This window comes from Bacillus mesophilum (assembly GCF_008923265.1).
GTDB lineage: Bacteria > Bacillota > Bacilli > Bacillales > Cytobacillaceae > Cytobacillus > Cytobacillus mesophilum.
The window spans coordinates 1-16,129 of record NZ_WBOT01000008.1 but is presented as its reverse complement, the minus strand read 5'-3'; the positions used below and the strand labels follow the sequence as shown (position 1 = coordinate 16,129).

13 protein-coding genes and 1 rRNA gene are annotated in these 16,129 nt (G+C 38.6%); 9 read left to right on the top strand and 5 right to left on the bottom strand.

Annotated features, from left to right (window positions below; all coding sequences use genetic code 11):
• Nucleotides 1–97 precede the first annotated feature (97 nt).
• The 5 genes from mnmE to rpmH all read right to left on the bottom strand — a co-directional run bounded on the left by mnmE (nt 98) and on the right by rpmH (nt 4,230).
• Complete coding sequence (mnmE, locus tag F7732_RS19065) at nt 98–1,483, bottom strand: tRNA uridine-5-carboxymethylaminomethyl(34) synthesis GTPase MnmE (protein ID WP_151575667.1); 1,386 nt, start codon at nt 1,481–1,483, stop codon at nt 98–100.
• Between the two features lie 349 nt (nt 1,484–1,832).
• A complete protein-coding gene (gene jag / locus F7732_RS19060) occupies nt 1,833–2,459 on the bottom strand; it encodes an RNA-binding cell elongation regulator Jag/EloR (protein WP_151575666.1) in 627 nt (208 codons plus the stop codon).
• The gene (gene spoIIIJ / locus F7732_RS19055; protein WP_066441872.1) at nt 2,456–3,244 is read right to left on the bottom strand and encodes a YidC family membrane integrase SpoIIIJ; all 789 of its coding nucleotides are present in this window, start codon (nt 3,242–3,244) and stop codon (nt 2,456–2,458) included. The genes jag and spoIIIJ overlap by 4 nt, the downstream gene beginning before the upstream one ends.
• A 236-nt stretch (nt 3,245–3,480) precedes the next feature.
• On the bottom strand, nt 3,481–3,852 hold the full coding sequence (rnpA, locus tag F7732_RS19050; RefSeq protein ID WP_151575665.1) for a ribonuclease P protein component: 372 nt from the start codon (nt 3,850–3,852) through the stop codon (nt 3,481–3,483).
• Nucleotides 3,853–4,095: 243 nt separating this feature from the next.
• Nucleotides 4,096–4,230: a 50S ribosomal protein L34 gene (gene rpmH, locus F7732_RS19045; RefSeq protein ID WP_066441866.1), complete on the bottom strand. Its 135-nt coding sequence runs from the start codon at nt 4,228–4,230 to the stop codon at nt 4,096–4,098.
• Between the two features lie 877 nt (nt 4,231–5,107).
• Between rpmH and dnaA the strand changes: the two genes are divergently transcribed.
• The 9 genes from dnaA to F7732_RS19000 form a co-directional block, all read left to right on the top strand.
• On the top strand, nt 5,108–6,454 hold the full coding sequence (dnaA, locus tag F7732_RS19040; RefSeq protein ID WP_151575664.1) for a chromosomal replication initiator protein DnaA: 1,347 nt from the start codon (nt 5,108–5,110) through the stop codon (nt 6,452–6,454).
• Between the two features lie 249 nt (nt 6,455–6,703).
• Nucleotides 6,704–7,840, top strand: coding sequence for a DNA polymerase III subunit beta (dnaN, locus tag F7732_RS19035; protein ID WP_151575663.1), 1,137 nt, complete (start codon nt 6,704–6,706; stop codon nt 7,838–7,840).
• 274 nt (nt 7,841–8,114) lie between these two features.
• Nucleotides 8,115–8,327, top strand: a complete 213-nt coding sequence (gene yaaA, locus F7732_RS19030) for a S4 domain-containing protein YaaA (protein WP_066441853.1) — start codon at nt 8,115–8,117, stop codon at nt 8,325–8,327.
• 15 nt (nt 8,328–8,342) lie between these two features.
• Nucleotides 8,343–9,461: a DNA replication/repair protein RecF gene (gene recF, locus F7732_RS19025; RefSeq protein ID WP_151575662.1), complete on the top strand. Its 1,119-nt coding sequence runs from the start codon at nt 8,343–8,345 to the stop codon at nt 9,459–9,461.
• 9 nt (nt 9,462–9,470) lie between these two features.
• On the top strand, nt 9,471–9,719 hold the full coding sequence (gene remB, locus F7732_RS19020; protein ID WP_151575661.1) for an extracellular matrix regulator RemB: 249 nt from the start codon (nt 9,471–9,473) through the stop codon (nt 9,717–9,719).
• A gap of 82 nt (nt 9,720–9,801) precedes the next feature.
• Nucleotides 9,802–11,724, top strand: a complete 1,923-nt coding sequence (gene gyrB / locus F7732_RS19015; protein WP_151575772.1) for a DNA topoisomerase (ATP-hydrolyzing) subunit B — start codon at nt 9,802–9,804, stop codon at nt 11,722–11,724.
• A gap of 92 nt (nt 11,725–11,816) precedes the next feature.
• The gene (gene gyrA / locus F7732_RS19010) at nt 11,817–14,360 is read left to right on the top strand and encodes a DNA gyrase subunit A (RefSeq protein ID WP_151575660.1); all 2,544 of its coding nucleotides are present in this window, start codon (nt 11,817–11,819) and stop codon (nt 14,358–14,360) included.
• 92 nt (nt 14,361–14,452) lie between these two features.
• Nucleotides 14,453–15,544 (top strand): HD-GYP domain-containing protein, encoded by a 1,092-nt coding sequence (locus tag F7732_RS19005; RefSeq protein WP_240056694.1) that lies wholly within the window; start codon nt 14,453–14,455, stop codon nt 15,542–15,544.
• A 521-nt stretch (nt 15,545–16,065) separates the two neighbouring features.
• Nucleotides 16,066–16,129, top strand: a 16S ribosomal RNA gene (locus F7732_RS19000); the annotation flags it as partial.

Below are 16,129 nucleotides of genomic sequence, written 5' to 3'. Positions count from 1 at the left end.
TAGAAAAGCGCAAGCGCTTTGCTCAGCCCCGACATTGGATCACTGGCTAGGCGCTGCTGCTAGACAAAGTTCTTAATTCTTATCTTTATTATGTTCCCTATTTTCCTAAACAGAATTGAGAGAAGAGCTGATCGATCAAACTTTCATGAACGCTGTCGCCAATGATTTCCCCAAGCAGCTCCCATGTTCTTGTCAGGTCAATTTGAACAATATCAATTGGTGTGCCCATTTCAACACCTTGTATTGCCTCATTAATGGTGTTGAGTGCCTGATTTAATAATGCAATATGGCGCGTATTTGATACATACGTCATATCGCCTGCTTCAATCGAGCCACTGAAAAATAAACTGGCAATTGCTTCTTCTAATTCATCCACGCCCTGCTCTGCCAATAAAGAAGTCGTCACAAGTTTATGATTCCCTGCTAATATTCGAACCTTGTCCATGTCAATTTTTGCTGGCAAGTCCGTTTTATTAACAATCACAATCACATCCATGCCTTCAACAGCTTTGAAAAGATTTTCATCTTCCACACTGAGTTCATCTGAGTAATTCAAGACAAGAAGAAGTAAATCGGCTTCCTTTAAAACCTGTCTCGATTTTTCTACTCCGATACGTTCAACAATATCCTCAGTTTCTCTAATGCCCGCAGTATCGAGCAGCCTCAATGGAACTCCCCGCACGTTAACATATTCCTCAATGACATCACGGGTAGTACCAGGTATATCGGTAACAATCGCCTTGTTTTCGTGTACGAGACTATTTAGCAGGGAGGATTTACCGACATTCGGACGGCCAACGATCACTGTTGATAGGCCTTCTCTAAGAATTTTGCCCTGCTGTGAAGTTCTCAGCAGCTTTTCAATTTCCTTTTTAACAATCGCGGACTTTTCAAGCAGCATTTGATGGGTCATTTCTTCGACATCATCATATTCCGGATAATCAATATTTACTTCGACATGGGCCAGAATTTCTAAGATCTCTTGTCTTAACCCTCTAATCAGCTTCGATAATCTGCCTTCCATTTGTCCTAAGGCAACATTCATGGCTCTATCCGTTTTTGCGCGGATAAGATCCATAACTGCTTCAGCTTGCGACAAATCAATCCGCCCATTTAAGAAGGCTCTTTTGGTAAATTCCCCAGGCTCCGCTAAACGGGCTCCATGGTTGAGAAGCAGCTGAAGAACACGGTTGACAGATACAAGTCCGCCGTGGCAATTAATCTCAACTACATCCTCTTTTGTAAATGTTTTTGGCCCCTTCATAACAGAGACCATCACTTCTTCGGCAACTTGTCCGGTGCCGGGATCGATGATATTGCCATAATGGATCGTGTGTGTGGGAACTTCCTTAACCTTTTTCCCGGATACACCCTTAAATAGTACATCTGCAATTTCAAAGGCCTGCGGACCGCTCAATCTGACAATCGCGATGGCACCTTCCCCCATCGGCGTCGAAATAGCTGCAATTGTATCGAATTCCATCATTTTGTTCACCTCTCTTTATTCCTAAACTATCTATAAGATCACATAAAATTTTATTTCCCAAAAGTTCAGCATATCATATCCATATCTATTAGAAAAGCAAACAAATTCAATTGTCCACAGAGCTACAGCTGCCACTCAGTCATTTTATCCACAAATCGTCCTTTTGATATGCTCTATTTTAACTTATCCACATGTGAATAACAATAAAACGGAAATAGAATTCATAATTCCAATCATCCACAGAAATAGTTGCACGAAAAAGTAAAACGATCGTTATCAGGTGAAGTAACTAAAGATTTATTTTCACGCAAAAAAACCTCAATCCATAAAGATTGAGGTCTGCTACTTATCTCGTTTTAAATGGTTCAATGACAATATGACGATGCGGATCATTGCCATCTGAGTAGGTTTTAATCTTTCTATTGCCCGCTAGTGCCGAATGTATAACCTTGCGTTCATAAGAAGGCATTGGCTCCAGTGCAATTTTTTGACCAGTATGAACAGCTTTAGAAGCAAGTCTTTCAGCCAGCTGTATCAATGTATCATTTCGACGCTTGCGGTAATCCTCTGCATCAAGCAAGACATTAAAATATTGATTAGAATATCGATTGATCACTAATTGTGTCAGATATTGCAGTGAATTAATGGTTTGTCCTCTTTTACCGATCAAGATGGCAATTTTATCTCCAGATAATATGAATTGGACATTTTTTCCGTCTTGTTTCACTTCTACATCAATCAGCGCGCCCATTTTTTCACCTATATCCAATAAAAACCTTTTTGCCTCTTCTATTGGATCTGGCTTCTTAACAGCTTTCACAACTGCTGGCCGGGAACCGAAAATGCCAAATATCCCCTTCTTGCCTTCATCAATGATCGTAATATCTATGTGGTCTTTCGTTGTGTTTAGTTGAGCTAGTGCTGAGTTTACTGCTTCCGTGACGGATTGTCCTGTAGCAGTTATTTCGTTCACTTTTTCGCTCCTCCTGCATTTCCGGAAACTGCTGCTTTCTTCAAATCCGGACCTTTAATGAAATACGTTTGGATAATCATGAAGATATTACCTACTACCCAGTATAATGAAAGTGCTGCTGGGAAGTTAATCGCAAAAATAACGATCATGATCGGCATTAGCCAAAGCATCATATTCATTTGAACAGCCATTTGCGGTGTATGCTGTGTACCAGCCATCATCATCTTTTGCTGAATAAATGTTGTACAGCCCGCAATTAACGGCAGGAGATAAATAGGGTCTGGTGCACCTAGGTCAAACCATAAGAAATTATGGTTTGCAATTTCTCTTGTTCGGGAAATTGCATGGTAGAAGCCTATTAAAATCGGCATCTGAATAAAGAGCGGCATACATCCAGCTAATGGGTTTACACCATGAGTCTGGAATAAAGCCATTGTTTCCTGCTGCAGCTTTTGCTGTGTTTTTTGATCTTTTGAACTATATTTTTCACGCAGCTTCTGCATTTCCGGCTGTAGAGCCTGCATCGCTTTAGAGCTTCTTGTTTGCTTAATCATTAATGGCAAAATCAATAAACGAATTAGGATTGTAACAATAATAATAGACAATCCATAGCTTCCTCCAGCGAATTCAGCAACTTTTACAATAAAAAGAGAAAGCGGATAAACAATGTATTCATTCCAGAATCCTTCACTATCAGATGTAATCGGTTCATTAAATTCTGTACAGCCTGATAATAGTACTGTTACAAGAATTAAACCAATTATTAACGGTATTCTTTTCTTCAAGCGTTTTTTCCTCCTTAATGCCAAGTACATAGTTATTTTTTCTATCTCAAGCCTGTCCAACCAGGGTAAAAAATTCACCTTCCACAAGACTATGCGTAAATTCTGACCCTAATTCTATCTTAGATAAAATTTAACATCCTCATTTACACTTGCTTATCTTTGATCAACTGGCCATATGTATTGTATTTTAACATCTTTTACAATATAAGTCTTACTATATTAAAAGAGAAATCCAACTATTCTTTTTTTGCATTATTGCCATTGTAGCTTCGATCCAAAACTCTCGATAGCTTTAAAACATGGATTAGACTTTTTTTCACTTCATGGTAATCCATATCAGCAACAGGCTTTCTGGCAATGATAATATAATCAAACTCATTTTTGAGTTCGCCGTCTAATTCATGAAAGACTTGGCGTATATAACGTTTAATTTGATTTCGCTTTACCGCATTGCCTAGCTTTTTACTGACTGACAACCCAATGCGAAAATGCTCCTGGCTGCTTTTATTTAGGGAATAAACGACAAATTGCCGGTTTGCAAATGACTTGCCTTTTTTGAAGGCATGCTGAAATTCTTTATTCTTCTTTACTCTAAACTCTTTTTTCATGTCATTTACACCTTCTTCATGCAAAGCTCAGCTACCTCTCTACCTCTATTCTCTTCATCCCATAAATGCAGAGAACGATAACGAAGCATATTGATCCAGATTTTGTTGATCATCGTAATGATCACTTCTTCTAGTATAGCCATTCCTTTAATGATATATATTTGAACTTCATTTATATTTACATTTTGATTTATCCTGAAATGTTCAGGATAGCAGAAAAAAGACCACTGACGTTTCAGTGGCCTAAGCAGATAATACTTTTCTTCCTTTACGGCGGCGACGAGCTAAGACGTTACGTCCGTTCGAGCTGCTCATACGGCTGCGGAATCCGTGAACTTTACTTCTTTTACGCTTATTTGGTTGAAAAGTTCTTTTCATTATATGACACCTCCCTGAGGAATAGCTGTTTAAGACAGTCTTTCTAATTATATAGATGACACCCCTAGGATGTCAACTCCACTTTCAGCTTGTAAAATACATACCTTAGAATTTTAACCTTTTTTTCCCGAAATGTCATCTGCAAATTTTTTCTTTTTTCTCTTTTAGTCATCTTAAGCCGAGATCTGCGCTTCTTTGTGAATAAAATTTAGCAGTTAAGACATCCTCTTACTAGACACAACTGAGACTGTTCTCCAGTTAGCAAGCCATGATTACGTTTGTTATTCATTATAGATGCTGATGTTGATATTCATCTTTTACCAAGAGAAGAACAGATCATTTTCATTAAACATTCGATTGCCTTTTTTACATTTTAATATTTGTACATATTTCTTTGCACTGAAACATGCTCCTTACACAATTAGTCTTTTGAACAAATTACATGCATTTAGTGCTCATTTTTGTTTGTGGATGAATTTTCGACATTTTTTATGTTATCCACACCACATATAGACAGGTTTTTCACAAAAACACTACCTGTGGACAATCTTTGTACACACGATCTGAACCTTGTGGATAACAGTTTAAAAAACATTGCAACGTCTACTATTATCTGTTATCATATTTGTGTTTTCACACTTAATAACACACTGTGAATATCTTCTTTATCCACAAATTGTGGATAACATGTGGACAGGTTATCCAAGCCCATTGTAAAACTTTGTCCACAGACAGTGGATACTGTCGAAATTCCACTTTACTTCCTTATTATATATTTTTCCACATACACAGTTTCGTATATTTATAAATTTATAGGTTAGAAGCACTAATAGCCTGCCATTTTGTGCACGAAACGAACGGCAAAGGAGGGAAAACATTGGAGAATATCGAGGATCTTTGGAATCAAGCGTTGTCTAATATTGAAAAGAAAATCAGCAAGCCAAGCTTCGATACATGGCTAAAGTCTACGAAAGCACATTCTCTTCAAGGAGACACGCTCGTTATAAAAGCTCCTAATGAATTTGCCCGTGATTGGCTGGAAGAGCGCTATTCCCAGTTAATATCCGGCATTTTATATGATTTGACTGGTGAGGAGCTGGGAGTTAAGTTCATCATCCCTCAAAATCAGAATGAAGAAGAGGATGATCTGCCAGTACCGGCTAAAAAAAGAATGACAGAAGAAGAACAGCCAGAACCGCTTTTTAATATGTTAAACACCAAAAATACATTTGATACATTTGTTATTGGGTCTGGAAATCGTTTTGCTCATGCAGCATCCCTTGCTGTGGCAGAAGCTCCTGCTAAAGCATATAATCCTTTATTTATTTACGGGGGCGTTGGGTTAGGCAAAACCCACTTAATGCATGCCATTGGCCATTATGTACTGGATCATAATCCGAAGGCAAAAGTCGTGTATCTATCTTCTGAAAAATTCACAAATGAGTTTATTAATTCAATTCGTGATAATAAAGCCATCGATTTTCGCAATAAATATCGAAAAGTAGATGTTTTGCTTATAGATGATATTCAGTTTCTTGCTGGAAAAGAATCAACTCAAGAGGAATTTTTCCATACTTTTAATACCTTACATGAAGAAAGCAAACAAATTGTCATCTCAAGTGACCGGCCTCCTAAGGAGATTCCAACACTGGAGGACAGGCTGCGTTCAAGATTTGAATGGGGTCTTATAACGGATATTACACCTCCTGATCTTGAAACAAGAATTGCTATTTTACGCAAAAAAGCAAAAGCAGAAGGTCTCGATATTCCTAACGAAGTCATGCTTTATATCGCCAATCAGATTGACTCCAATATTCGTGAACTTGAGGGTGCACTTATACGTGTTGTTGCTTATTCATCACTTATTAATAAAGACATTAATGCAGACTTAGCGGCAGAGGCACTAAAGGATATTATTCCAAGCTCTAAGCCAAAAGTTATAACTATACATGAAATCCAGCGAATTGTTGGAGAATATTTTAATGTGAAATTAGAAGACTTTGCTGCGAAAAAACGGACAAAGTCAGTGGCATTTCCACGCCAGATTGCTATGTATCTTTCTAGAGAGCTGACTGATTTTTCTCTGCCTAAAATTGGTGAAGAATTTGGAGGCCGCGATCATACTACCGTTATCCATGCTCATGAAAAAATTTCTAAAATGCTGCAGACAGATGCTCAATTCCAGAAGCAGCTTAAAGAAATTAATGACATGCTAAAAGTATAAATAGGCTCTCAGAATAAATCCTCTTCCTGGACTGCTTACTTTCTTTTAAGCCAGAAAGAGTACAATAATTGTGCATAACTCTGCATTCATTACTCACAGTCTGTCCACATGTGGATAGGCTGTGTTTCCATTCAAAAATGCAGTTATCCACATACTAACAAGCCCTACTAGTACTTCTAAAAAATCTTTTAAATAAATATATATATGCATTAGCTTGCTAAATATGCTTAAAAACGGAGGGAATCTCAAATGAAATTTATCATCCAGCGCGATCGTCTTGTTCAAAGTGTGCAAGATGTAATGAAAGCTGTCCCAAGCAGAACAACGATCCCCATTTTGACGGGAATTAAACTTGTAGCAAATGAAGAAGGTGTAGCTTTAACAGGCAGTGATTCTGATATTTCGATTGAATCATTTATTCCAGCTCAGGAAAATGATCAGGAAGTAGTTGAAATTATTCAGCCTGGGGCAATTGTTCTCCAAGCAAAGTTTTTCAGTGAAATTGTTAAGAAATTACCGACAGATTTAGTCGAGATCCGCGTTGAAAATCATTTGCAGACAGTGATTCGTTCCGGTAATTCCGAATTTAACCTAAATGGGCTTGATGCAGAAGAATATCCTCATCTTCCGCAAATTGAAGAAGATAATATATTTAAAATCCCGACAGACCTTTTAAAAGCAATGATCAGACAAACTGTCTTTGCAGTGTCCACCTCAGAAACACGCCCTATCTTGACAGGTGTAAACTGGAAGGTTGAAAATGGGGAATTAATCTGTATTGCAACAGATAGTCACAGGCTCGCTTTAAGAAAAGCAAGAATCGAAACCATTGCGGAAGATTCTTATAATGTGGTTATTCCTGGTAAAAGTTTAAATGAATTGAGTAAAATCCTTGATGACCAAAATGAACCAGTGGAAATCGTCATTACAGAAAATCAGGTATTATTTAAAGCAGAGAACCTGCTATTTTTCTCAAGATTGCTTGAAGGAAACTACCCTGATACTTCAAGACTGATTCCAACTGACAGCAAAACAGAAGTAGTCGTTCAAACGAAAGAGTTTTTACAGGCTATTGATCGTGCCTCCCTTCTGGCAAGAGAGGGAAGGAACAACGTTGTTAAATTTTCAATCATTGAAAATAATGTTGTGGAGATCTCCTCGAATACGCCTGAGATAGGAAACGTAGTGGAAGAAGTGCAGAGTTCCTCCATTGAAGGAGAGGATCTAAAAATATCTTTTAGTGCTAAATTCATGATGGATGCATTAAAAACATTAGAGGGTACGGATATCAATATTAGTTTCACTGGAGCAATGAGACCGTTTATTATAAAACCGTTAAATGATGATTCCATCTTACAGCTGATCCTTCCTGTAAGAACGTATTAAAATAAAAAAGGCCTTAAGCAGATTGGACTGCCGGTAATCATTCCGGCAGTTTTATTTTTCTTCAAGAAGAGAATGCAGGAGTGTAAAACATGCTTTTCGAACAAAAAAGCGGGGAAAATTCTTTTTCAGCTATGAAGAATGGATTATTTGTTTAACTTTTTTTGTGTATCGAGCAAATATTTAGTACAATAAAATATTAGATGCATAATATGATCCTTGTTTATATATTGGGCAGATCATCCATTCAAGTCAGTTCATAAGAAAGAGTGAAAGTATGACGGAAATAAAAATTGATACAGAGTATATTACACTTGGCCAGTTTTTAAAAGCAGCAGACGTCATTCAAACAGGCGGGATGGCCAAATGGTTTCTAAGTGAATACGAAGTTTATATAAACGGAGAACAGGATCAGCGCCGCGGCAGAAAGCTTAGAGCCGGAGATGCAATTGAGATACCTGGTCATGGTTCGTTTGTTGTAACGGATTAATTAAGGATGTAGCCTATGTATATAGAGCAGCTGCAATTAAAAAACTATCGGAATTATGAGCAATTGGAATTAAGTTTTGAAAATAAAGTAAATGTCATTTTAGGGGAAAATGCACAGGGGAAAACAAATGTGATGGAATCGATTTATGTTTTAGCCATGGCAAAATCACATCGAACCTCAAATGACAAAGATCTTATTCGCTGGGATCAAGAATATGCTAAAATAGAAGGTAGGATCCAGAAAAGCAGCGGTCCGCTTCCCATGCAGCTGGTGATTTCCAAAAAAGGAAAAAAAGCAAAATGCAACCATTTGGAACAGCAGAAATTGAGCCAATATGTCGGAAATATGAATGTAGTTATGTTCGCGCCAGAAGATCTCCATTTAGTAAAAGGGAGCCCTCAAGTAAGGCGTCGTTTTATTGACATGGAAATTGGACAAGTGTCACCAGTCTATTTGCATGCAGTAAGCCAATATCAAAAGGTGCTGCAGCAGCGCAATCATTATTTGAAACTACTGCAGACCCGGAAGCAGACTGATGAAACGATGCTAGAAATCTTAACAGAGCAGTTCATTTCTGCAGCCGTAAAGATCATCAAAAAACGGTATGAATTCCTCCACCTTCTTGAAAAATGGGCAATTCCTATTCATGAAGGCATTTCGAGAGGACTTGAAACACTGCAAATAAAGTACAAACCATCAGCAGACGTATCAGAACAGCAAGACTTGTCGAAAATGATAGAGGTATACGAAGAAAAATTCTTCCAAGTTAAAAAGCGAGAAATAGATCGTGGAATGACCATGTTTGGTCCCCATCGTGATGACCTGCTTTTTTTTGTAAATGATCGTGATGTTCAAACATTTGGATCACAAGGACAGCAGCGGACAACCGCTTTATCTGTCAAACTCGCTGAAATTGAACTTATACATGCTGAAATTGGGGAATATCCGATCCTCCTGCTTGATGATGTATTATCAGAGCTGGATGACTATCGGCAGTCACATTTATTAAACACCATACAGGGGAAGGTACAGACCTTCGTCACTACAACAAGTGTAGATGGGATCAATCATCAGACATTGAAGGAAGCTGCAGCTTTTAATGTGGAAGCAGGTACGATAAAAATCATTCAATGAGGTGATAGTTTGTACATTCATGTTGGTGAAGATGTGTTAGTTCGTGCAAAGGATATTGTGGCCATAATTGATAAAGAAAGCTCGAGCTCTTCTCCGTACGCAGAAGAGTTTTTGCGCCGTTATGAGAACGATGCAGTTAATCTTTCAAAAAGCGGCTTTAAATCGGTTGTGATTACAACCGAAAAAGTATATTTTTCTCCGCTGTCATCCAGTACGTTAAAAAGGCGTTCAGGAAAAATGACTGTAGCGGAATTTTAATTCGATTGGCATATGTCATTCTTAATATATAGATTTAAAAAAATGAAGTTAGTGATGGAAAGTGTAGGTGATCGATGTGTCAATGGAGCAAGAGGCCATGCAGCAGCAATCATATGATGAGAATCAGATACAAGTTCTCGAAGGTTTAGAGGCTGTTAGAAAAAGACCAGGGATGTATATCGGTTCGACCAGTGCGAAAGGACTTCACCATTTAGTCTGGGAAATAGTTGATAACAGTATTGACGAAGCATTAGCCGGCTTTTGTTCAGAGATAAACGTAATCATCGAGAGTGATAATAGTATAACTGTTATTGATAATGGACGGGGTATTCCTGTTGGTATACATGAAAAAATGGGGCGTCCGGCTGTGGAGGTTATTTTAACTGTTCTTCACGCTGGGGGTAAATTTGGCGGCGGAGGATATAAAGTATCAGGCGGATTGCATGGTGTAGGTGCCTCTGTAGTAAATGCCTTATCAACGATGCTTGAAGTACATGTTCACCGTGACGGCAAAATCCACTACCAAAAATTCCACCGTGGTGTTCCTGCTGAAGATTTAAAGATCATCGGTGAAACAGATCATACTGGTACAGTTATTCATTTTCAGCCTGATAGCGAGATCTTCCAGGAAACATTAGAATACGATTATGAAACACTTGCAAACAGAATTCGAGAGCTTGCTTTCTTGAATAGAGGATTAAAAATCACGATTGAAGATAAGCGTGTTGAAAATAAAAAGAACGAATACCTTTATGAGGGCGGAATTAAATCATATGTTGAGCATTTAAACCGTTCAAAAGAGGTATTGCATGAAGAACCGATTTATATTGAAGGTGAACGTGAAGGCATTGCTGTTGAAGTTTCCATGCAGTATAACGATAGCTATACAAGCAATATTTATTCGTTTGCCAATAATATTCACACATATGAGGGCGGAACACATGAATCTGGCTTTAAAACAGCGCTGACTAGGGTCATTAATGACTATGCGCGTAAAAATGGTGTGTTTAAAGATAATGATGCCAATCTGTCTGGTGAAGATGTCCGCGAAGGACTTACAGCGATTGTATCCATTAAACATCCAGATCCGCAATTTGAAGGACAAACCAAAACGAAATTAGGGAATTCTGAAGCGCGTGCTGCGACAGATACCATTTTCTCTGAAACACTAGAAAAATTCCTGCTGGAAAATCCTTCAGTTGCCCGTAAAATTGTTGAAAAAGGTCTTATGGCTGCCCGTGCCCGTTTAGCCGCTAAAAAGGCGCGAGAACTTACAAGAAGAAAAAGTGCTTTGGAAGTGTCCAGTCTTCCGGGGAAACTAGCGGATTGCTCCTCTAAAGATGCCGCTATTTCTGAATTGTATATCGTTGAGGGTGACTCTGCAGGCGGATCTGCAAAACAAGGCCGTGACCGTCACTTCCAGGCGATCCTACCGCTGCGCGGGAAAATTCTAAATGTTGAAAAGGCAAGATTAGACCGTATTTTATCTAACAATGAAGTCCGTGCTATGATCACTGCTGCCGGAACAGGCATTGGCGATGATTTTGATATTGCCAAGGCAAGATATCATAAGATCGTTATTATGACGGATGCTGATGTAGACGGAGCTCATATCCGCACACTTCTGTTAACATTCTTTTACCGCTATATGAGACAGATTCTTGAAGCGGGCTATATTTATATCGCACAGCCGCCACTTTATAAAGTTCAGCAGGGCAAGAAAATTGAGTATGCGTATAATGACGCCCAGCTGGATGCGGTCATGAGCAGTCTTCCAAGCTCACCTAAGCCTAATGTACAGCGCTATAAAGGTCTTGGAGAGATGAATCCTGATCAGCTTTGGGAAACAACGATGAATCCTGAGACACGTACATTGCTTCAAGTAAGTCTAGAGGATGCTATTGAGGCAGACGAAACGTTTGAAATTCTAATGGGTGATAAAGTAGAACCGCGCCGTAACTTCATTGAAGAAAACGCGCAATACGTTAAAAATTTAGATATATAAAAACGGGATAGAGAAATTCTATCCTGCTTTTACATAGCTGGCATATAAAACAATTAAGGGTCATAGGCCCTTAGTAAAGGGAGGTTCTTTAAATGGCTGAAACGCCAAGGTCCCAAATTAAAGAAAGAAATATTAGCGAGGAAATGCGCGAATCATTCCTTGGTTACGCTATGAGTGTTATCGTTTCGCGAGCATTGCCAGATGTCCGTGACGGGCTTAAACCTGTTCATCGAAGAATATTATATGCTATGCATGACCTCGGAATGCATTCGGACAAGCCTTATAAAAAATCCGCCCGTATTGTCGGGGATGTAATCGGTAAATATCACCCGCATGGTGACTCAGCTGTTTATGAAACAATGGTGCGGATGGCGCAGGACTTTAACTACCGCTATATGCTTGTTGATGGACATGGCAACTTTGGTTCAGTTGATGGCGACTCCGCTGCAGCAATGCGTTATACAGAGGCTCGCATGTCCAAGATTTCAATGGAGCTATTGCGCGATATCAATAAAGATACGATTGATTATCAGGACAACTATGACGGTGAGGAAAAGGAACCTGTTGTGCTTCCTGCTCGTTTTCCTAATCTATTGGTAAATGGTACATCAGGAATTGCCGTAGGGATGGCAACAAATATTCCGCCTCATCAGCTTGGAGAAGTTATTGATGGTGTTTTAGCGATCAGTAAAGATCCTGAGATTTCATTACCCGAGTTAATGGAAATCATCCCTGGTCCGGATTTTCCAACTGCCGGTCTTATTTTAGGAAGAAGCGGAATCCGTAAAGCATATGAAACTGGCCGCGGATCCATCACACTTCGTGCAAAGGTAGAAATCGAAGAGAAATCAAACGGCAAAGAAGTAATTATTGTTAATGAAATTCCTTATCAAGTAAATAAAGCAAAACTTATTGAAAAAATTGCTGAACTTGTTCGAGATAAAAAGATTGATGGAATTACTGATTTACGAGATGAATCTGACCGTAACGGCATGAGGATTGTGATTGAAGTAAGGCGAGATGCTAATGCAAACGTCCTGCTGAATAACCTATATAAGCAAACAGCTTTGCAGACAAGCTTCGGGATCAATTTACTTGCACTCGTTGATGGTCAGCCGAAGGTGCTGAACCTTAAGCAATGTCTTCAGTACTATTTGGATCATCAGCAAGTCGTCATACGCCGAAGAACAGAATTCGAATTGCGAAAAGCTGAGGCAAGAGCACATATTTTAGAAGGTTTAAGAATTGCTCTGGATAATCTGGATGCAGTTATTAGCTTAATTCGCAGCTCACAAACGACAGATATTGCCCGCGAAGGCTTAATGAGAGAGTTCAATCTTTCAGAAAAGCAAGCTCAAGCAATCTTAGATATGCGACTGCAGCGTTTAACAGGTTTAGAGCGTGAGAAAATCGAAGAAGAATACGCTAATCTGCTTGCTTTGATCGCTGAATTAAAAGCAATATTAGCTGATGAAGAAAAGGTTCTTGAAATCATCCGCGAAGAATTGCTTGAGATCAAAGATCGCTTTAATGATACACGCCGTACTGAGATTGTATCAGGCGGACTTGAAATGATTGAGGATGAAGACTTAATCCCTCGGGAAAATATTGTCTTAACGTTAACACATAAAGGCTATATTAAACGTCTTCCTGTTTCTACTTATCGCGCACAGAAACGCGGAGGCAGAGGAATTCAGGGAATGGGTACGAATGAAGATGACTTTGTTGAACATCTCATTACAACCTCTACACATGATACGATTCTATTTTTCACAAACAAGGGAAAAGTATATCGTTCAAAAGGATATGAAATTCCTGAATATAACCGTACAGCTAAAGGAATTCCGATTATCAATCTCCTAGGCATTGAAAAAGATGAATGGATTAATGCCATTATTCCAGTGGAGGATTTTGTAGACGATTGGTTCTTGTTCTTTACGACTAAACAAGGAATTTCAAAAAGATCACCGCTGTCTTCTTTTGCTCATATCCGAAATAATGGATTAATTGCATTGAATTTGCGTGAAGATGATGAGCTTATTTCTGTTAAACTTACGGATGGCACAAAAGAAATCATCATTGGTACAAGCAATGGAATGCTGATTCGATTCCCTGAAGAGGATGTCCGCTCGATGGGCAGAACTGCAACGGGTGTAAAAGGAATTACACTTGGCAAAGATGACGCCGTTGTTGGAATGGAAGTCCTTGAAGAAGATACAGAGATTCTAATTGTTACGAAAAAGGGTTACGGAAAACGCACACCGGCCGAGGATTACCGTGTTCAGGGCCGTGGCGGTAAAGGAATTAAGACATGCAATATCACAGATAAAAATGGAAGCCTCGTATCGATGAAGGCAGTTACCGGTGAAGAAGATCTTATGCTTATTACAACTGGCGGAGTTCTCATCCGGATGGCTGTAGGTGATATTTCGACTATGGGCCGTAACACACAAGGTGTTAGATTGATCCGTCTTGATGAAAATGTAGATGAGTCTGTATCAACAGTAGCTAAAGTTGAAAAGGACGAAGAAAAATCAGAAGATGAACTTACAAAACCATTAGAAAATAGTGATGATTATGTTGAAGATCCTGCTGAAGATCTTACTGATGATGTCACGGATGATGGTGAAGAGTAATCTAAATGATGAGAGGAACACAAAAATGTGTTCCTCTTTTTTATGGAAATAAAGTAAACTATTGTTATAACTAATTACCGAGGTGTATAGTGGTGCAAATTAAGATTGAAGATCTCCAAGAAGGCTGTATCTTAACCGAAGATGTGTTTAGTCTATCTAATCGGCCAATCATAAGTAAAAATTCAGTCGTTACAAGGGAAATTATGAATGTATTAGAGGCTTTCCTTATTAAAGAGGTAAATGTGGCCAGTACCCTCGTAAATGGGCTGCCATTCACTCCCCCATTAAATATAAGAGATGAGCTTGCAGCATTAGAACATACAGATGATGAAAATAAAAACTTGTTTACTGTTTTTCTTCATGCAGCTCAGCAATATGAGAAGGAATTTAAGAGCTGGCAATCCGGCATGCCGGTAGAAATTCAAGCAATTAGGAATTTTATGCTGCCACTTATAGAAAAATTGGATGAAGCGACATCAGCAGATGTTTTTTCACTGTACCATTTGTCTACAGAGGAACATTATATTTATCAGCATGCAGTAGCTGTTGGAACAATTAGTGCATATATAGGCAAGAAATTAAACATGGAAAAAGGAAAAATCATTCAATTGGCTTTAGGCGGCTGTTTATCAGATTGCGGTATGGCGAAGATTAAGCCCGCCATTTTAAATAAAAAGGGCTCTCTTACAGCTGAGGAATTTGATGAGATTAAAAGGCATTCGATTTATAGCTATAAGATGATACAAAATATCTCCTCTTTAAGTGATTTAACCAAGACTGGAATCATTCAGCATCATGAGCGTCTGGATGGCAGCGGCTATCCGCTTGGAGACCGTGATCAGAAAGTGAATGAAGTTGCCAGAATTATTGCAGTTGCAGATGTATTTCATGCTATGACCTCGCAACGGCAATATAGGAGAAAACAATCTCCTTTTAAAGTATTAGAATTACTTCTCGAGGATAGCTTTGGAAAATACGATATTTCGGCTATTCAAGCAGTTTCAGCAGGAATAATGAATTTTTCAGTTGGCAGTAAAGTAAAACTATCAGATGGACAAGTGGCTCATGTGCTGTTTAATGAGGAAAAGTCTCCAACAAGACCACTCGTTAAGCTGGATGATTCAGGAGAAATTATTCACTTGGAGCGTCATCGTCAGATATATATAGAAGAAGTTTTATCATAAACCGCCACAGGCGGTTTTTTTACGGAAATAGCACCAGTTGGGATTGAGTTTATAGTCCATCAATAAAATCATTCGACTAACTATCTATTAAGTTCACTTATGCTGCCGTTCTTAGACTAACCTTCTAGGTTCTTTCCCTAATCCTTTGCAGCAGTTATGGAACAATCTTAAAAAGATTAAATATAATAGGGAATATCAGGCCCAAAAAGGCTTAACTTAGAGGTTTTGCTGGTTAAAATAATCACAACAATGTTTTATAAAAAAAAATAAAAAACCACTTGCTATATAGGTTTTATGCTGATATAATAATTCAAGTCAGCAAGAAAGACGCATTTAAAAAACGCATTAAAAAAACTTGTTGACATTGAAATGCATACATGATATATTAATAAAGTCGCCTCTGAGCGGCGGAGTTAATAAAATTGCTCTTTGAAAACTGAACGAACAATAAAACGTCAACGTTTAAAAAGATTCTTCGGAATCAACAATGTACATTATGTACACAAGAGCTAATCAACTCTTTCTTGGAGAGTTTGATCCTGGCTCAGGACGAACGCTGGCGGCGTGCCTAATACATGCAAGTCG

Coding starts and splice junctions, on each gene's coding strand:
- gyrA (WP_151575660.1), top strand. CDS start 11,817: ATGGCTGAAACGCCAAGGTCCCAAATTAAAGAAAGAAATATTAGCGAG.
- rpmH (WP_066441866.1), bottom strand. CDS start 4,230: ATGAAAAGAACTTTTCAACCAAATAAGCGTAAAAGAAGTAAAGTTCAC.
- recF (WP_151575662.1), top strand. CDS start 8,343: ATGTATATAGAGCAGCTGCAATTAAAAAACTATCGGAATTATGAGCAA.
- gyrB (WP_151575772.1), top strand. CDS start 9,802: ATGGAGCAAGAGGCCATGCAGCAGCAATCATATGATGAGAATCAGATA.
- dnaN (WP_151575663.1), top strand. CDS start 6,704: ATGAAATTTATCATCCAGCGCGATCGTCTTGTTCAAAGTGTGCAAGAT.
- yaaA (WP_066441853.1), top strand. CDS start 8,115: ATGACGGAAATAAAAATTGATACAGAGTATATTACACTTGGCCAGTTT.
- rnpA (WP_151575665.1), bottom strand. CDS start 3,852: ATGAAAAAAGAGTTTAGAGTAAAGAAGAATAAAGAATTTCAGCATGCC.
- mnmE (WP_151575667.1), bottom strand. CDS start 1,483: ATGGAATTCGATACAATTGCAGCTATTTCGACGCCGATGGGGGAAGGT.